This window comes from Vreelandella olivaria, assembly GCF_023507745.1.
Classification (GTDB): Bacteria; Pseudomonadota; Gammaproteobacteria; order Pseudomonadales; family Halomonadaceae; genus Vreelandella; species Vreelandella olivaria_A.
On record NZ_JALPZO010000121.1, the window covers coordinates 1 to 18,537 of the forward strand.

15 protein-coding genes and 1 tRNA gene are annotated in these 18,537 nt (G+C 53.6%); 12 read left to right on the forward strand and 4 right to left on the reverse strand.

Translation table 11 applies throughout. The annotated features are described in order from the left end of the window. Positions 1-226 precede the first annotated feature (226 nt). The 6 genes from HP566_RS12635 (at position 227) to HP566_RS12660 (ending at position 6,151) form a co-directional block, all read left to right on the forward strand. The gene (locus tag HP566_RS12635) at positions 227-1,399 is read left to right on the forward strand and encodes an ABC transporter substrate-binding protein (RefSeq protein ID WP_249977623.1); all 1,173 of its coding nucleotides are present in this window, start codon (positions 227-229) and stop codon (positions 1,397-1,399) included. Positions 1,400-1,464: 65 nt separating this feature from the next. Continuing rightward, positions 1,465-2,325 (forward strand): branched-chain amino acid ABC transporter permease, encoded by an 861-nt coding sequence (locus HP566_RS12640; RefSeq protein ID WP_249977624.1) that lies wholly within the window; start codon positions 1,465-1,467, stop codon positions 2,323-2,325. An 11-nt stretch (positions 2,326-2,336) separates the two neighbouring features. Beyond that, positions 2,337-3,398, forward strand: a complete 1,062-nt coding sequence (locus tag HP566_RS12645) for a branched-chain amino acid ABC transporter permease (protein ID WP_249977625.1) — start codon at positions 2,337-2,339, stop codon at positions 3,396-3,398. Between the two features lie 3 nt (positions 3,399-3,401). Beyond that, a complete protein-coding gene (locus HP566_RS12650; protein WP_249977626.1) occupies positions 3,402-4,169 on the forward strand; it encodes an ABC transporter ATP-binding protein in 768 nt (255 codons plus the stop codon). After that, positions 4,166-4,897 (forward strand): ABC transporter ATP-binding protein, encoded by a 732-nt coding sequence (locus HP566_RS12655; RefSeq protein WP_249977627.1) that lies wholly within the window; start codon positions 4,166-4,168, stop codon positions 4,895-4,897. The genes HP566_RS12650 and HP566_RS12655 overlap by 4 nt, the downstream gene beginning before the upstream one ends. Before the next feature lie 54 nt (positions 4,898-4,951). Beyond that, positions 4,952-6,151 (forward strand): benzoate/H(+) symporter BenE family transporter, encoded by a 1,200-nt coding sequence (locus HP566_RS12660; RefSeq protein WP_249977628.1) that lies wholly within the window; start codon positions 4,952-4,954, stop codon positions 6,149-6,151. Between the two features lie 71 nt (positions 6,152-6,222). Here HP566_RS12660 and HP566_RS12665 read toward each other — a convergent pair whose 3' ends face one another. After that, the gene (locus HP566_RS12665; protein WP_249977629.1) at positions 6,223-7,125 is read right to left on the reverse strand and encodes a LysR family transcriptional regulator; all 903 of its coding nucleotides are present in this window, start codon (positions 7,123-7,125) and stop codon (positions 6,223-6,225) included. 254 nt (positions 7,126-7,379) lie between these two features. On the opposite strand from HP566_RS12665, the gene HP566_RS12670 reads away from it, so the two are divergent. Then, on the forward strand, positions 7,380-7,823 hold the full coding sequence (locus tag HP566_RS12670) for a universal stress protein (RefSeq protein ID WP_249977630.1): 444 nt from the start codon (positions 7,380-7,382) through the stop codon (positions 7,821-7,823). 96 nt (positions 7,824-7,919) lie between these two features. Here HP566_RS12670 and HP566_RS12675 read toward each other — a convergent pair. After that, positions 7,920-7,996, reverse strand: a tRNA-Met gene (locus HP566_RS12675). A 274-nt stretch (positions 7,997-8,270) separates the two neighbouring features. Here HP566_RS12675 and phbB point away from each other — a divergent pair. Then, positions 8,271-9,017, forward strand: a complete 747-nt coding sequence (gene phbB / locus HP566_RS12680; protein WP_249977631.1) for an acetoacetyl-CoA reductase — start codon at positions 8,271-8,273, stop codon at positions 9,015-9,017. Positions 9,018-9,119: 102 nt separating this feature from the next. Here the strand turns inward: phbB and HP566_RS12685 are convergent, their stop codons facing one another. Then, positions 9,120-11,915, reverse strand: coding sequence for a DUF349 domain-containing protein (locus tag HP566_RS12685; protein ID WP_249977632.1), 2,796 nt, complete (start codon positions 11,913-11,915; stop codon positions 9,120-9,122). 184 nt (positions 11,916-12,099) lie between these two features. Here HP566_RS12685 and minC point away from each other — a divergent pair, with 184 nt between their 5' ends. From minC to sbcB, 4 genes are all read left to right on the forward strand, one after another. Next, positions 12,100-12,849, forward strand: coding sequence for a septum site-determining protein MinC (gene minC / locus HP566_RS12690; protein ID WP_249977633.1), 750 nt, complete (start codon positions 12,100-12,102; stop codon positions 12,847-12,849). Between the two features lie 154 nt (positions 12,850-13,003). Then, complete coding sequence (gene minD / locus HP566_RS12695; RefSeq protein WP_249977634.1) at positions 13,004-13,822, forward strand: septum site-determining protein MinD; 819 nt, start codon at positions 13,004-13,006, stop codon at positions 13,820-13,822. Next, a complete protein-coding gene (minE, locus tag HP566_RS12700; protein WP_016915987.1) occupies positions 13,819-14,070 on the forward strand; it encodes a cell division topological specificity factor MinE in 252 nt (83 codons plus the stop codon). Before minD ends, minE begins: the two co-directional genes overlap by 4 nt. A 119-nt stretch (positions 14,071-14,189) precedes the next feature. Continuing rightward, positions 14,190-15,683 carry an exodeoxyribonuclease I gene (sbcB, locus tag HP566_RS12705; RefSeq protein ID WP_249977635.1) on the forward strand — a complete coding sequence of 498 codons (1,494 nt, stop codon included), beginning with the start codon at positions 14,190-14,192 and terminating at the stop codon, positions 15,681-15,683. Between the two features lie 16 nt (positions 15,684-15,699). Here sbcB and HP566_RS12710 read toward each other — a convergent pair whose 3' ends face one another. Then, positions 15,700-18,531, reverse strand: coding sequence for an insulinase family protein (locus HP566_RS12710; protein ID WP_249977660.1), 2,832 nt, complete (start codon positions 18,529-18,531; stop codon positions 15,700-15,702). Positions 18,532-18,537 lie beyond the last annotated feature (6 nt).

The following is an 18,537-nucleotide window of genomic DNA, read 5'->3' on the forward strand; positions in this document are numbered from 1 at the left end:
ACCAAAAGACCGACAGCTTCTTCGGCACGAGCTTCTACACGCTGGATGTCTCGGGCCAGCATCCGCTGATCACAAGAAAAGTCGTGCAGTTGAATAACGACTATATCCATCAGGTCATTGATGTGTATCACGTCTGATACGTTCTCATAAGACAGGGATGTCACTTATTGCAATAACCATGCAGCCAAAAACAATTTAATAACAACGAAGCCCTGGTAACTACACAATGAAAACATTTAACAAGTTCTCCCTGGCCGCACTATTGAGTGCGACCACTCTGGTATCAACAACAAACGTAATAGCCAATGATGATCCAGTGAAGCTGGGCCTGATGTTGCCTTATTCCGGCACTTACACGGCGCTTGGTGAAGCCATCACGAATGGCCTGAAGCTTGCCATTGAACAGGAAGGCGGCCAGTTGGGTGGCCGTGAAGTGGAGTACATCCTACTGGATTCAGAGGCTGATCCCTCCAAAGCGCCACAAAATATGAGCCGTCTCGTTAATCGGGACGAAGTTGATTTCGTTATCGGGCCAGTGCACTCCGGTGTGGCAATGGGCATGCTGCGAGTTGCCCAACAGACCGGTGCGATAATGATCATTCCGAATGCGGGGCTGGGGGCCGCGACGAATGAGCTGTGCATGCCAAACGTTTTCCGTACCTCGTTCAGCATGTGGCAAGACAGCTATCCAATGGGCAAGGTGGCCTACGACCAGGGGCATCGCAGGGTAGTGACCATCACATGGGACTACGCGGGTGGAAAAGAAGACCTTGCCGGGTTTGAAGAGGCCTTTACCGCTGAGGGTGGTGAGATCATCGAACAAATCCTGGTGCCGTTCCCCAGTACTGAATTCCAAAGTTATCTGACTCAAATTGCCAGCCTTTCACCAGACGCTGTTTACACCTTCTTTGCTGGCGGGGGCGGTGTGGGGTTTGTGCGGGATTATGCGTCGGCAGGCTTGAACGAGAGTATACCGCTGTTAGGCTCGGGATTTCTTACCGAAGGTAATTTGGCCGCGTTAGGCAATGCAGGCGAGGGCGTGATGACCACGCTGCACTATGCAGAAACGCTTGAGAACGAGGCGAACCAGGCATTTGTTGCCGCCTATGAAAGTGCTTACGGTGAAATGCCTGATACCTATGCGGTACAAGGCTACGATACGGGCATGATGCTGGTTCAAGCGCTCTCTGTATTAGGTGGAGATACGTCAGACCAGGAACGGTTGATAGATGTATTAGCCAATGTTCAGTTGGAAAGTCCACGTGGCCCTTTGAGTTTTTCTGATTCCCACCACCCCATTCAAAATATCTACCTGCGCGAGATACGAGACGGTAAGCACGAAGTAGTCGCTATCGCTGCCGAGAATCTAGAAGTACCCGATGAAGCCTGCCAGATGTAACGGCGTCTTTAAGCTCTCTGGGGCGGGTATGGCTCGCCCCTCATGATGATTCTCGGAGGGGCCTTATGGATCTCGCATTTTTCAGCGTGCAGCTGCTTAACGGCCTGCAGTATGGCCTGCTGCTCTTTTTGATTGCCAGTGGCTTGACCTTGATCTTCGGCATTATGGGGATCATCAATCTGGCGCACGGCGCCATGTATATGATTGGTGCTTACCTGGTCTATGACCTGACCATGCGGCTGGGTAATTTTTGGCTGGCCATTGTGATTGCTATTCCAATTGCGACGGCACTGGGGCTGGTTATCGAGCGTCTGTTTCTTGATACGCTTTACAAGCGCGACCACCTTTATCAGGTCCTGCTGACCTTTGGCATGATTTTAGTGCTCAACGAAGCGCAGCGCATTATTTGGGGCGGCAATGTGCACAGCGTACCCATACCTGCACCGTTTGATTCCAGCATTCAACTGACTGACAACCTTCGCTATTCGGTTTACCGGCTGTTTGTGATGGGTGTCTGTTTGGTTTTGGCTGGAATCATTTATTGGGTGATCCGCCATACCCGTCTGGGCATCGTCATCCGCGCAGGAGCGGTCAATCGCGACATGGTGGAAGGCTTAGGCATCAATGTACGCACCCTCTTTACGCTGATTTTCAGTGCTGGGGTTGCGTTAACCGCCTTTGCCGGGATGATCGCCGCACCGCTGACGTCTATCGCCCCTGGCATGGGCGACAGCATTCTTATTACGTGTTTTGTGGTCGTGGTCATCGGTGGTATCGGTTCTATTAAAGGAGCATTTTGGGGCGCCATTATTATTGGTATGGCCACCACATTTGGTTCCGTACTGATACCGAGTCTCGCCAGTATGGTGATCTATCTGATTATGGCGGCGGTGTTGTTAGTGAAACCACGCGGCCTGTTCGCGTGAGGAGAATAAAAATGTTGCATAGATATCCCAAGCGCGTCGCGATCATCATGCTGGTATTGACAGCTTTAGTGGCAACTTTTCCTCTGTGGGGAGAGGCTGTTTTTGGTAGCCAAGCCAATTTTATGTTGGAAAAACTGACCTTCATGCTGATCCTTGCATTGTTTGCAATGAGCCTGGATCTGCTGGTGGGCGTTGTGGGCTTGGTAAGCCTGGGCCATGCGCTGTTCTTCGGTCTGGGGGCTTATACACTGGCATGGGCCAGCCCCGACTTTAGTCCCGCGTCAATGTGGTGGATGCTGCCTTTGGTGATGGGCATCTCTGCCCTTGTCGGATTGTTAATCGGCGTGCTGGTGATCCGCACTAAAGGCATCTTCTTTATTATGACGACCCTGGCGTTTGGCCAGATGCTTTATTACTTCGTTAGCACCTCCCGGTTTGCGGGTGGAACCGACGGGGTGTTCATTATGTTCCGGCCAAGTTTGGCGATAGGGGAAAACACATTGTTGGACCTTGATAACCCCTACAGCTTTTTTTACTTCTGCCTGGGTATGCTGCTGATCGGTTATCTCTTCTTACGCTGGCTGACACGTTCGTACTTCGGACAGGTGCTCGACGGTATTCATGACAATGAGCACCGTATGCAGGCATTAGGCTACGCAACCGGTGGTTATAAACTGATCGCTTTTGTCATCTCAGGCGTCATGGCGTCCATCGCCGGTATGTTAGCAGCCATGCAGTATGGCTTTGCAAACCCGTCCCAACTTGGCTGGCACACCTCGGGTGAGGTGTTAATGATGCTGATTTTTGGGGGAATGGGGACTATTTTTGGCCCTATTCTAGGTGCCTTTGCCTACGAGATTCTGCTCTTTACCTACGAGCATATGACGGCTCACTGGCCGATACTGATGGGGCTGACCATCATTGCCGCTGTATTAGTGCTGCCGCGTGGTATTGCGGGTTTGATTATCTCACCCCCCTGGCAACGCAAGCCTCAAACGACAGCTGAAACCCTACCTGAAGAGGCAAATGTGTCTGCCACTGCTCAACCCGTCACCCAAAGTAAGGAGGGCTGAGTGATGCGCAATGAAATCATATTAGCCACTCATGGATTAACCCGCTGTTTCGGTGGTTTAGTGGCGGTCAACGACGTTACTTTTGATATTAAGATCAATGAAATACACGCTATTTTAGGCCCTAATGGGGCTGGTAAAAGCACTCTGATTAATTTGCTCTCCGGTGAAATTCCACCTTCTGAAGGCCAGGTGCTTTATCGCAGTCAGCCGATTCAGGGCAAAAGCGCGCGGCAGATAGCGCGTATGGGGATTGGCCGCAGTCATCAGAAGACCAACATTTTTCCACGTCTTAATTGCCTGCAGAACTGTGAGCTTGCTGCGCGTATACATATGGGCGGCGTTTTTGGCAGTTGGCGCTCCCGCCACCAGGCTCGCGAGGTAAGTGAGCGAGCGCTGGAGTCGTTGCACACCTGCCAATTAACTCACCGGGCTTATACGGCAGCCGCTGATATGAGCTATGGCGAGCAGCGCCAACTGCAGATCGCTATGGTGCTGGCGACGGCGCCTTCACTCATGCTGCTTGATGAGCCGATGGCGGGTATGGGGCGTGAAGAGACGGCTCAAGTAACCGAGTTGCTTGCCAGCCTGACGGACCGGTACACGCTGGTACTGATTGAGCACGATATGGACTCAGTGTTTCGTCTGGCCGATCGCATCACCGTGATGGTTGATGGCTGTGTCTTGGAGAGTGGTCCGGCTGAACAGATACGCACCAGCGATAAGGTACGCGATGTCTACCTGGGGCGTCATGATGAAGAGGCAACCGCATGACTGCAGAGAAATCGATGACTCCCTTAATTGATGCGCGTGGACTGCATACTTACTACGGTGAGAGCCATATTCTGCATGGCGTGAATCTGACGCTGATGCCTGGTGAGACGCTAAGCCTGTTGGGGCGTAACGGAATGGGTAAGACTACCACGCTGAAGTCGATACTCGGCTTTGTTCCTCCGCGCCGTGGCGAGGTCTTTATTAAAGGCATCCCCGCAACGAAACGACGCCCTTGGCAACTGATTCGTCAAGGGATTGGTTACGTGCCGGAAGGGCGTGGCATTTTTCCTGGTATCAGTGTGCGTGAGCATCTCATTATGGCCGCGCGTCCTAACGAGCGAGGAGAAACCCCGTGGACGCTAGAGCGTGTTTTGGATACGTTCCCCCGGTTGGGCCAACGTATCAATCATGATGGCTCCTTCCTTTCGGGCGGTGAGCAGCAGATGCTCTCTATTGGCCGAGCACTCACCACGAATCCTGATCTGATGATTCTTGATGAGGCTACGGAAGGTCTCGCGCCACTGATTCGAGACGAGATTTGGAAGATCGTCCGTGAGATTAAGGCGACCGGTATTTCTACCATTATTGTCGATAAAAATATCGATAACCTGCTGGGTATCGCTGAAAAACATCTGTTACTGGTTAAGGGTGAAGTGGTCTATAGCGGTGATTCGCAAGGGCTAAAAAGCGACCCTACCATTCTGGAAACCTATCTTGGCGTCGCCTAATACAACGTCGGCAAGGATTAACGGCTAAATTCAACGACATTGGGAATGTGTTGCATGCAGTTTCATAAGCAGTTTCAAAAGGACCTGTCGATTCCCGCGGTCACCGCTGGCTTTGTGGCAGTGTTGGTCTCGTACTCTGGCCCACTCGCCATCTTTTTCCAGGCGGCTCTGAGCGCCGAAATATCGAATGCGATGATGACGTCCTGGGTCTGGGGTATCTCCATCGGTGCCGCCATCTCGGGGATATTACTTAGCCTATGGTTAAAAGTGCCGGTGGTGACCGCCTGGTCAGCGCCCGGCACTGCACTCTTAGTGACCCTGTTTCCAGGGTTGTCACTCAATGAAGCAGTGGGCGCCTACCTAACGGCCGCGGTGATTATTTTTATTATCGGTATCACAGGCTCTTTTGACCGCATCATTCAGATGATTCCACCAGGCATTGCCAGTGCAATGATGGCAGGCATTCTCTTCCAATTTGGCGTGGGTGTCTTTGTCTCCCTGGAGAGCGTGCCTGCGCTGGCGATTGGTATGATTATCGCTTATCTCGTCTTTAAGCGATTAACTCCGCGCTATAGTCTGGTGCTGTTGCTGGTCACTGGTGTCACCTTAGCGGTTGGTTTGGAAGGCGCCAGCTTGGAGGGCGTTTCTCTTCAGCTTGCCGAGCCACAGTTCATCCGCCCGGAGTGGACATGGAACGCGACCTTGAGCCTGGCTATTCCACTCGTGCTGGTCAGCCTGACGGGGCAGTTTTTACCTGGCATGGCAATTCTGCGCACAGCTGGCTACACAACCCCGGCCAAACCGATTGTTACTGTGGCGGGTCTGACGTCGTTTATCACGGCCTTTTTCGGAGGCATCACCACGGTGATCGCAGCGATTACCGCAGCAATCTGCACCAGCAAAGAAGCACACGAAGACCCTGGCAAGCGCTATGTTGCGGGTGTGGCGAACGGAGTCTTCTACCTGATTGGCGGTACCTTTGCCGGTACCATTGTGGCGCTATTTACCTCGCTACCTGGGGAGTTCGTTGCAATATTGGCAGGGTTGGCGCTGATTGGGGCCATCATCAGCAATATCAGTGCGTTTGCTGCCGAAAAGAGCCACCTGGAAGCCTCTGTGATGACGTTCATTGCCACCGCATCGGGCGTCACTTTTTTAGGGCTCGGTTCCGCCTTTTGGGGAGTGGTTGTGGGGGCGCTGGCTTATCACCTTCTGCACCGGCGTTTTCCCTCACTTAAGCGTAAAAACCAATAACAAGAGTAACGACTGTCGTGTGAGTCATGAAGAGCCGTTGCCTCGTGGCGGTTCTTTGGTCTGACATAATGCTAGGGGTAGCGTCCAGTGCGGCGGTTTTCGACGAGGACTTCCAAAATAGTATTGGCTTCCTGCATGATGGGAGAAGGCTTTTCGCCGCGCCGTCGGCTGCAGACCACCGGTGAAGTAATACTCTTATCTGCCAGGGCGACGTAGGTAATGCCATCGCGCTGGACGCGTTTTACCTGCTCAGGAACCAGCGTAATGCCAATGCCTGAAGCCACAAGGCTAAGTGCTGTCTGAACCTCGTTAGCCTCCTGCACCACATCGACCTTTAAGCTTTGGCGGCGGAAAATACCCAGTACCATATCGGCGAGGCTAGGGCGTGGTTTGGCGGGGAAAAGAATCAGGGGATAGCGAGCCAGCTCTTCGCAGCTGGGGGTGGTGCCTTCTAGCGGATGACCACAAGGTAAAGCGGCAATTAATGGTTCATCGAAGAGAATCTCTTGTTCAACATCCGGGTCATCAATGCGTAAACGCCCGAAGCCCATGTCGATGCGGCCTGCTTTAAGGGCTTGAATTTGTTGTACCGTTGTCAGCTCTGCCAGTGCAAGTTCAACGTTGTCCATTTGGCGTAAGTCACGCACCAGCATTGGAAGCTGCCCGTAAAATACGGAAGGTACAAAGCCAATGCCGAATAGCGCACGTTTGCTGCGCGCCATGCGCCGTGTCGCCTCAATGGTGGCCTCCGCTTTTTCCAATATCTGTAGAGCGTGTTGTTGGAAAAACACACCGGAAGGGGTTAGGCGTAATCCCCGGGAACTTCGCTCAAACAGCTCGGCACCCACTTCTTGTTCTAATTGCTTAATCTGGCGTGATAATGGAGGCTGCGACATATGTAAACGTTCTGCAGCGCAAGTAAAATTAAGCTCTTCTGCAACAATACAGAAGTATCTGAGGTGGCGTAGTTCCATGATACCTCCAGGGTATAATTGGCTGCTAAAAGGGTATTGGATTTGTCATTCCATTGCTTTCAAGCTGGCAACATTCTGATGTTATTAACATTGTTTAACGCGACGTTTGTCCCGGTATCTTTTTGCAATGTATTCCGGGTCTTTTTAGGTCAGTTAAATAAGCGTTACAACGCTACCAGTATTTAGACGTTTTAAAGCTAAATATTGTCTAAGACTTTAGTAACAAAGACACAATTAAGAGGAGTGAATCAGCTATGTACACGCGCATTCTAGTTCCAGTCGATGGCTCTGAACATGCTAAACAAGCTTTGTTAGTCGCTTGTAAACTGCTGAGTAAAAATGCATCAACACTTTATTTGTTGCATATACCTGAGGCACTTACATATACAACTACGCTGGTATGGGGTGTTGGTGCTGTGAATGCTGAAGCCACTCTCTCTGAGCGTGAGAAAGCGGGCGAGCAGATGCTGATGCAGGCGGCTAAGGCAGCGCAAGAGCAAGGTGCGCAACAGGTTGAAGTAAAACTTACCCAAGGTGATCCGGTGCGGGTGATTCTCGATACCGCCAATGAGATTGGCGTCGATACGATTGTGATGGGCAGCCGGGGACTAAGCGATTGGGGGGGCGTTGTTATTGGCAGTGTTTCCCACAAGGTAAGCCACCTGGCGAAATGCCATGTCATCACCGTGAGGCAATAGCCTGGTTAGTTGCCGGGCTATGGGGGTATCGGTTATTAGGCAAGTGGACACAAAAAAAGGCAGATCAGTAAGTAACTGATCTGCCTTTCAAAATATTGGTAGCGGGGACCGGATTTGAACCGATGACCTTCGGGTTATGAGCCCGACGAGCTACCAAACTGCTCCACCCCGCATCAACGTGTGGCGTATTCTACGCATTTTTGACGGCAAGTCAACCCTTAAGATAAACGTTGCTGTGCTAGTAGAACGCTTCATCGTGCTGCAACATTGAGAGAGTAAAGCTATGCTTTCAATAGAGACAATAAAAAGCTTACGGTTCAGTATGTCGCACGATACAAGCGGGGTACTGTTAGTGATAGCAGCGCTAAGGCGCCTTTTCAAGAGTGGCTTACGACGCCATAACAGTGCTTACAGTCCAAGCCGCTTGTCATATCAGGGAGGTAATCAATGGTCAATCAAGCCCCCGTCGCCTGGGTAACTGGTGGAACTGGAGGAATCGGAACAGCAATTTGTCGCTCGTTGGCGGATGCGGGTCATTTTGTCGTGGCGGGATATCGTAATCCCGACAAGGCTAAAGCCTGGCTGGAAACCCAGCAAGTCGACGGCTACAGCAACATCGCGCTATCGGGTGTTGACCTTTCCGACCACAATGCCTGCCTTGAAGGAGCCCAGGACATTCAAGAGAAATATGGGCCAATCAGTGTGTTGGTCAATTGTGCTGGCATTACGCGTGATGGCACGATGAAAAAGATGTCGTATGAACAGTGGTATGAAGTCATCGACACCAATCTCAATAGTGTCTTTAATACCTGCCGCAGCGTTATCGAAATAATGCTGGAGCATGGTTACGGGCGAATTATTAATATTTCATCCATCAATGGCCGTAAAGGGCAGTTTGGTCAAGTGAACTATTCGGCTGCCAAAGCCGGGATGCATGGGTTGACGATGTCGCTTGCTCAGGAGACGGCAACCAAAGGTATTACGGTTAATACCGTTTCGCCGGGCTACATTGCCACCGATATGATTATGAAAATTCCCGAGCAGGTCAGGGAAGCCATACGTGAAACCATTCCTGTGAAACGTTACGGCACGCCGGAGGAGATTGGTCGCTTAGTGACGTTCCTGGCGGATAAGGAATCCGGGTTTATTACTGGCGCCAATATTGATATCAACGGTGGCCAGTTCATGGGATAAAGGTTGCACTCTGAGGCAACGTTAACGAGTTTCATCCCTATGAGAAGAGATGCAAACGGGAGGCTAGGTGCCTCCCGCTGCCGTTGGGGGATATTGGCGCAATCAGGGTTGTGGTACCTGTGCCAAACGGCTTAGTAAGCTATCCAGTTCATCCACTTCCTTTTCCCACAGTGCAGTGGGCAGTGGGCCCAGGGCCAGAAGTGATGCCAGGATATCAACAATTTCATCAGCCCGACTGCGCTCGCTACGCAGCCCCTCGTTTAAGCGCTCTACCTGAATTGCCAGCCGTAATGGCTCATCACGCTGTTTTACGCTGCCGAGTGCCAGAAGAGAAAGATGTACCCGCATGCGTGCAAGATCATCCTCCAGTGCCCTCGTTTGTTCAGCAGTGAGTGGCATGGGGGTGGTCAGACGATTGTGATTGCGTTGCTGATGAGCATCGATAAAGGCAGCAGGCAATGCTTCAGCGGCATCCACGCTCTGTGCGGTTCCACCTGCCAGGGCTTGCTGGTCAGCGGCGAGGTGAGCGTTTACGGTTGATAAAATGGCGTGCCACTGTTGTACCGTATCCGCGACGGCCAGTCGGCTTAAGCGTTCTCGCCTGGTACGCACAATACCGCTTAGGCGCCGTTGCATACCATCGCTGCGCCGGTTGCGTGGGAGAGGCTCTAGCTGGTTGACTTGCCTGAGATATTCATCGAGCGTGGCAGACTCGCTGGCCTGGGTGGGCTGCCAGCTATCCATTTGCTCAATGAGCGCCTGCATATCGTCCATTTGCTGCTGCTGACGCGCTGCCTGCTCGCTTTTATGCGCATCACGTTGGGCAAATAGTTGATCGCAGGCATGGCGAAAGGTCTTCCATAATATTTGCTCTTCTCCTTTGGGAGCCCGACCGAGTTGGCGCCACTGCTGCTGCAATTGCTTGGTTTGTGCAATACGCTTCGCGAGTGGCTGTTCCGTATCGTTTTGCAGTATCTGCACTTGCTCAATCAGCGCACGTTTTTGATGACTAATTTGCTCGGCGCGTTGGTCAATGAGTGCTTGCAGGCGGTGGCGAATTTTGCCAAAACGCCTGCCCACCGTTTCGGACTGTTCACGGGGAACCGGGCTGTAGTGGCGCCATTGTTGGCGAGCCTTGTCGCGGATTTCCCGCAGCATGTCGGGGTCGGCATCGTCAGCGGGCTGGTCAAGCAGAGATTCCAGTTGTTCACAAAGAAGCTCACGGCTGCGCAGATTCTCTTCACGCTCTTGATTGAGCTGCTCGCGCCAGGGCACCAGGCGTGCATGAATACGGTCCGAAGCGGCGCGGAAACGTGCTGATTGTTCACGGTTTGCGGCGGCATCGCCAAGGGCTTTCCACTCTTTGACTAACTGGCGGTGGTGGCGATCAACTGCCGCGTCGGCCATGTGCTGATCATCTGCCAGCGCCTCAATACTGGCGCACAGCTGCTCACGTTTGGGGCCTGCTACAAATCCCCGCCAGTCGCGTAGTTCCGCCAGCCGTGCTCCGAGATGCTTAAGACGCGCTTTATGGGGTTTGGCGTCTGGCGTGGTGAGTGCTTCAAGCGAAGGTTTAAGGCGTTGGTGCAGGCGGCTGGCACTTTTAAACTCCCCTCGCTCTAACAGATGCTCAAAATTATCAAGCTCTGCGCTAAAGGAGCTAAGGGAAGAGGACTGTTGCGGTACTTCCGTGACGTCAACGCTGAGCACTGCCTGGGAGCGTTTTAAAAGCGCAGGAAGGGCTAACTCCGTTGGCCAGGAGCACTGCTTCATCAGTGCGGTGATGGTGGGGTAGTCATGATGGGCCAGGGCGTTTTCAAGCGGTGTTTCAATTGTTTGCCAGCGTTGCCAGGCTTCCATACAGCGCTCATAACTGGCCAGTGCCTGTGAGTAACGTTGTTGCATTGGCTCGCTGGGAGGGTGTTGATCTGACAGCGACTGCCAGCGTTGACCCAGAAGTTGGCGTTGTGCATGCAGGCTGTCGATATCCTGAACGGTTAATTCCGCAGCATGGGACAAGCCGTTCAGCGTTTCTTCTAATCCTTCCAGCAATTTATCACGGCTGCTCTCTACCTCTGCGCGCCGCACCAGACTTTGCTGATGTGCCTGTTCCCTGGCTTCATGGTCATGGAGCGTTTTGCGACAGCCCCGCATCGCCTGGTGGAAGCGCTGCTCCTGCTCAACACTGGGAGGGTGGCTCAGGTTCTGCCACTCGCGCTCCAAGTGGCGGAAACGCCCACCATAGAGTGGCTCCCAGGGGGCTTTAGCATGCTGCTCCAACTGGCTTAAGAGGTGCTCACGTTGTGATTGCTGTTGATGAAGCCACTCGGCATCATTACGCAGCTGGGTTAGTTTTTCCCGAGCCAAACGCATTACCTGCCGATCCCGGCGCGCCTCCTTTAGCAGCCGCTTGAGGCTCTCTTCGTCTTCAATGCGCTGAGCTGCCTGGTGGCGTACGGCGGCCACACCGTTGTGGCAGGCCTGGTGGATCAAGTCGTTGTCATTGCTTAGTTGTTCGAGGGCGGATAGACGCAGGTTGAGATTGTCTCCTTGCTGAGCAATAGCGTTTAGTAGCCGGGGTTCCGACAACTCAGCTACCATCTCCTGGCGCTGGCGCAGGTCTATATGGCCTTCTGCACCGGTCAAACGCTGGCAGATTGCGTTAAACCATGCCTCATTTTTCGGGTATCTCGCATAGCCATCCAAAAGCCCGGTGATATCGTCCAGGGCTAACAGAGCTGCCAGTTGGATATTGCTATCACTATCCTGAGCCAAGGCGGTTAACGCATCCCGCTGTTCTGGTTGTTGTGGGTCTAGCTGATTGAGTGCCTTACGCCGCACCTCGGGATCGGGGTGTTGCCACCGAGGAGCGAACAGGCGTCTTAACAGTCCGTGCATTGATCATCCTGCTGAGAGGTGCGTAGCGTGAAAAAAATCAGTCGTCGGTGTATCAGCAGTTGCAGTCACCGGCGCTGTCGCTTAGCTTTGCAATATGCGTTGCGATTAATGATGGTGCTTTACAACGCAAGGCGCGAGATTGCGCTACCTTATATCTTACCTGAACATGACATGGAGTTCGGCCATGAGCCTCAATGCCGATAGTGCCGACATAGCCTTCACCTTCAAGGGCGGCATGCTGCCAATGACCGTCATGGAGTTAAGCAGTGCTGACCCTGAGCATATACGGCGTCAGCTGGCTGGCAAATTATCGCAATCCCCCGCTTTCTTTCAGCATACACCGGTTGTGCTGAGCGTGGAAAAACTCGATGAGCCTCACCTGGCGCTGGAGCGCATTTGTGCTGTGTGCCGTGACCACAAACTGCTGCCCGTGGCGGTACGCGGGGGTGCTGAACCAGTGCGCCAGTCGGCATGGGCATTGGGGCTGGGGTGGTTTGCACCCGTGGAGGAGGGGCGGGCCAGAATGCTGGAGAGCGTTAGCCGTACCACTGAACCTGAAGCGGCAAATGAAACGGCAGAACCGTCGCTGCCGGAAGGTGCTGCGGTAGCCACACGGCTGTTCCGGGGAACGGTGCGTTCGGGCCAGCAGGTGAGTGCTGCAGAGGGCGATCTGGTGGTTATTGGCGCGGTTAATGCGGGAGCGGAAGTGCTGGCCGCTGGCAGTATTCACGTTTATGGTGCGTTGCGTGGACGCGCGCTGGCCGGTATTCATGGTAATACCCAAGCAGGTATTTACTGCCGTGAATTAGAGGCAGAGCTGCTTTCTGTGGCGGGTAACTATAAGCGGCTGGAAGATATTGATTCGCAACTGCTCGGCCGTGCCGCAGAGGTGCATTTTAAAAAAGAGCAGCTTGAAATCAAGCCACTGGGGTAATCCCCATGCGCGTATGTTGATGCCTCATGCGTAGCGACGCCGCAAGTGCTATACGTTACAGTGTGCCGTGTGTTGATGACATTGATGTTCCCGTTATGCGCGAAGCGACGTTGATACGCGCTCGCGGTGAACGACTTCAAGAAGGAAGTGACTCTTGGCCAAAATTATTGTAGTGACCTCAGGTAAAGGGGGGGTCGGTAAAACTACCAGCGCAGCCGCTATCTCGACTGGGCTTGCTTTACGCGGCAAAAAAACAGTGGTGATTGATTTTGATGTTGGGCTGCGTAACCTCGATCTTATTATGGGATGTGAGCGTCGGGTGGTTTACGACCTGGTTAACGTTATTCAGGGTGAAGCTGGCCTCAACCAGGCATTGATCCGTGATAAACGGGTAGAAAATCTATTTATTCTACCGGCTTCGCAAACCCGTGATAAAGATGCACTGACCCAAGAGGGTGTTGAGCAGATACTTGAGCAGCTAAAAGAGGACTTTGACTTTATCCTGTGCGATTCGCCAGCAGGGATAGAGCGGGGCGCTCAGCTTGCGATGTACTTTGCCGACGAGGCGATTGTGGTCACCAATCCTGAAGTGTCGTCCGTGCGTGACTCTGATCGCATATTGGGTTTGCTCGGTTCTAAAACCCAGCGTGCGGAACAGAGCCGGGACCCCGTTAAAGAACACCTGCTGATTACCCGTTATAACCCATACCGCGTGACATCCGGCGACATGCTGACCCTGGATGATATTCGCGAAATTCTTGCCATTGACTTGCTGGGCCTGATTCCTGAATCGGAGGCAGTGCTGCGTGCTTCCAACCAGGGCATACCGGTTACCCACGATGAAGCCAGCGATGCAGGTCAGGCGTATACAGACACCGTTTCTCGGCTGTTAGGGGAAGATATGCCGCTGCGTTTTCATGAAATGCAGCGTAAGAGTCTGTTAAGTCGTATGTTTGGGGGTAGTCGTCGATGAAACTGCTGGAGTTCTTGAAGCGTGAGCGCAAGAAATCCGCCTCGGTGGCCAAAGAACGTTTGCAAATCATCGTGGCGCATCAGCGCAGTCAGCGTGGTCAGCCCGACTACATGCCGTTGCTTGAGCGCGAACTGCTGGAAGTGATACGTCGTTATGTCCACGTGGATGACGACGCCATACAAATCTCTTTGGACAGCGAAGACAACTGCTCTGTACTTGAGCTGAACGTTACCCTGCCCAAGAGCTAAGTGGCACAAGGAGGTTGACAGAGTGGCGGCGTGAGGTGCCGCGGGTGTGCTAGGCTTGAACTTTTATGCCCATCAGAATGCCTGTTTATGGGGATGTAAGTTCATGGGAGACCTAGTACATGGCGCCACATAATGCCGCCCCTGCCAGTTTTCTTTGGCATGATTACGAGACCTTTGGAGCTGACCCCCGCCGGGATCGGCCCGCTCAGTTTGCTGCCTTGCGAACGGATGCCGAACTGAACGAAATTGGCGAACCGATAGAGCTTTATTGCAAACCTTCTGACGACTACCTTCCGCATCCTGTCGCCTGCCTCATCACTGGTATTACGCCTCAAAAAGCCCGGCGCAAAGGGCTGCCTGAGGCAGAATTTGCACACCAGGTTCAGACCTATATGAGCGAGCCTGGAACGTGTGTTGTGGGCTATAACAGCCTGCGCTTTGATGATGAAGTATCCCGCCACCTGTTTTACCGTAACCTGCTCGACCCTTACGCCCGTGAGTGGCAAAACGGTAACTCCCGCTGGGATCTGATTGACGTTGTACGTGCTTTCTATGCGCTTCGCCCTGCTGGTATTGAGTGGCCGTTAAGAGATGATGGCGCGCCCAGCTTTAAGCTTGAGCACCTCACTGCTGCCAACGGCATTGCCCATGAGGGCGCCCATGATGCGGTGGCGGATGTGCGTGCCACCATTGCGCTGGCACGTTTGTTAAAGGCGTGTAATCCAAAGCTGTTTAATTACTTATTAGGCTTGCGTGGTAAGCGTGCAGTTTCCAATCAGCTGGATTTGCCCAGTGCCAAGCCGCTTTTGCATATCTCCCGTCGCTATCCTGCCAGTCGTGGTTGTAGTGCGCTTGTCATGCCGTTGGCTGAGCACCCCACAAACCCTAACGGCGTCATCGTTTACGATTTAAGTGTTGATCCGGGCGATATGCTGACAATGAGCGCGGAGCAGATTCGTGAGCGGGTGTTTGTCAGCCAGCAGGACCTCTCCGAAGGTGAAACGCGCATTCCGCTTAAAGTGATCCATATCAACCGCTGTCCCGTGGTGTTTCCCGCTTCTGCGTTAAAAGATGTTGAGGGCCCGCAGAAAGGGGAGTATGGCGTGATTGTCGAGCGGCTCGGGCTGGATGTGAGTGCATGCCGCCGTCATTGGAAAACCCTCCGTGAAGCCAGCGGTGTGGCGCAAAAAGTGGCGGAGGTATTTAGCGCGGCTTACCAGGATACGCCCCAGGACCCCGATTTAATGCTTTATTCCGGCAGCTTCTTTTCTGCGGCAGATCGAAAGCAGATGGAGCGGGTGCGGGCAATGGATCCATGGGCTCTGGTGGGGCAGCGGTTTGCCTTCCAGGACCCGCGTTTGGAGGAGATGCTATTCCGCTATCGGGCTCGCAGCTATCCAGAAACGCTGGAGGGAGAAGAGCGCAAGCAGTGGGAGGCATTCCGGTGGATGCGTATCAATGACCCGGCGTTGGCTGGCTTTACATTGAAAGCCTTTGCGCGGGAAATTGAACGTTATAATCAGCAATCACTAACGGATCGTGAGAGACAGGTCCTGGAGGAATTGGTGATGTATGTTGAGGCCATCATGCCGGCCCAGGCATTTGATGCCTGAGCCGGCCAGTCATCACTTAATGTTCATCGGCCGTCTTTGCCAACGGGGCTAACGCTTCGCGATAGGCGGCAATATTGCTAGGCGAGTCGCCTGGGTTAAAACGAATGTCCAACTGGCGTGACAGTAGGGAGGGCCAGAGCGACTGGATATCCTCTATGCTTACCTCAAGGGCTAGTTTTGCCAGCTGTTCTTGGCGGTCAAAGCGGATATCATCCAATGCCGTGGCCTGCCAGAGGCGGTTAGCCATGCCCTGTAGGCTGGTGTCTCGTTGGCGTAGCCGATCATGTACGGCTTGGCGATTAGGTGCTAACGCTTCATCCGTTAGTTGCTCAAGCCGCTCACCAGCCATTTCCATAAAGGCATCCATGCGTTCGGCGATTGTATCGCTATCGGTGTCAGGAGACTGAACAACCAGTGCGACGCCTGGTGCTTCCAGCAGTGGCAGGTAGCCTGCATTAACGACATAGCCTAGCTGCTCTTCAGTACGCAGTTGCTGGTAGAACGGGGTATTCAGCCACTGGGCAATCACACTGATAGTGGCCTGCTCTTTGGCGGTTTGATTACGGCCTTGCAGGTAACGCATGACCAGTGACTCTTCCCGGGTGCTGTGGGGATGAAGTGTTTCAGCCTCACTGCTGACGGCTAAGGGTGTTAACTCGGCTATGTCTCCTCGAGTCAGGCGAGGCGTCAGCGCATCACGAACGATGCCCGCCTGTTCACGTGCCAGTTCCTCATCCAGGTTGCCCACCGCCATGGCGTCCACATACAAGCCATTCAAGAACCGTTTACGGAAGTGCTCCAAATGCTGGCGCTCCAGCCGCTGGCTGGCGTTGAACAGTTCTGCATTGGACCACTGCGGTGTGAGCAGTGCCTCACCCAGGGCGCGACTGGCCTGCCCATAAAGCGACGCCTGTGGAGCATTGCGCCACTCCCGCTGTAGCTGGTAGCGCACGCGTTCAAAGGCGCTCGCAGAAATATCGGCGGTTTTCAACTGCTCAATGGCCTGCTCAATCAGTGGGGTTTGGCCATCACGCCATCCGGAGAAGGAGAGTGTCATGCCCCGTGCGTGTGGGTAAGCACTAAACGATTGCCCGGCCAGCCAGGCGGGGTAGAGGGACTCATTCAGGCTATCATTCAGCCAACTCGCCAGTAACCGCGTTAGCACGGCTTCTTCTGCTGAATAGCTGGAACTGGGGTGCTGTAGGCTGACACGCCATTCAACGCTTGGGGTATTAAAGCGGGCATCCTGCATATGCCAGGCGGTAAACGTTGGCGTCTCTACCAATAAGTGTGGCTGGTCGTCCTGGCCGGACTGTAGTGTTAAGTCGTTGGCGATAAAGGGGTTTGGTTCTGGTAGCGCCAACCCGCCAAGTGCACGGCCTGGCTCGCTTGAAAGCTGCTCTTTCCATTGGGTGTTAAACCAAGGGGAAAGGGTGTCGCTCTCTACGTCTGCGGCGGAGTAAAAGCGCAGCATATTATCTGGGGTGAGTGCATCCAGATAGACCTGTTGGCGCTCGCTATCCATACCGTCCATACGGTAAGGCGCATACTGCACGTCTTCAACCGGATAGCGGGATAGGCTCATTGCCAAACGCGTTGCTTCCTGTTGGGGTGCGCCATGCTGTTGAAAGCGGAAAGCCTGCTCGCTAAGGCTCTTTTGCTCATCGTAGCGCCACGCCGCCATGCCATCGTCACGTATCTGCTCAATGGCGGCAAAGAGTGTAGCTTCAATATCGTCCAGTCGCTCAGCGCCTGCCGGCGTCAGGCTGATGGAAACCGTAAACAGTGCATCTTTGCCGTCGCCGCGCCCAACACCTGCCGAGAGCGCATCTGCCAAGCCCGCTTCACGCAATACCGCCAGCAGGCTACCGTCGCCTTCATCACCCAGTAGGTGTGAAATCAGTTGTGTCGGCTTGGTACGGTACTCGTCCGTAGGGTCGGGGATGGGAAAATAGAAGCGTAGCTGGCGGCGGTCCTGCAGTGACTGACGCTCTATATAGCGCGGCAACGTATCGGCATTCACCAGTGGCGCGTCAATAACCGGCACCTCAAGGCCGTTATCCGGAATATCCGCAAACCGTTCCACCACCCACTCTTCGAGAGTGTCGAGGGGTTGGGGGGCCACGATAGCCAGATTCATCACATTGGCGTCATAGTAACGGTGATAAAAGTCGATGACACGTTCCCGCAGGGTCGCTTCTCCCTCTGGCGGGTTAGCGAGGGTTTCACGGCTTCCAACGGCAAAGCCCGTCGTTGCATTTTCAGGATTGAGTAGTTGGTTCAGCACATCGTTTTCGCGGCGCGACTCATCGCGGATGCGGGCCATATACTCGGAATGAACGATGTTACGCTCACTTTCCAGGTGGTCGGCATTAAAGAGTGGTGACAGGAAAAACTCACTAAAGCGGTCCAGTGCGCCCGGTAGGGCGGAGGGTTCGATGTCAAAAAAGTAGTTGGTGTCCTGCTGTGCTGTAAACGCGTTATGGGAACCGGCGTTATCTGAAATATAGCGCTGATACGCATCGGACTCAGGATAGGGTTCTGTGCCCAGGAACAGCATATGCTCCAGAAAGTGCGCCAGCCCCTGCAGGTCGTCAGGATCCTGGGCGCTGCCGACACGTACGTTCATGGAAGCGGCGGCTTTATCTGCCTCAGGATCACTGACCAGTAAAGCACTCAGACCGTTTTCCAGGGTAAGTACACGATAGTCGCGGCTATCATAGGGGCTCACGATTGGCGTCGTAATATCGGCAATGGGTGTGTCCTCGGCAAAAGCGCCAGGCACGCTCCAAGCGATACTTACCACAATGCCAATAACGGCTCGTTGCGTAAAAGAGAAGGTGAGCATTAGTTT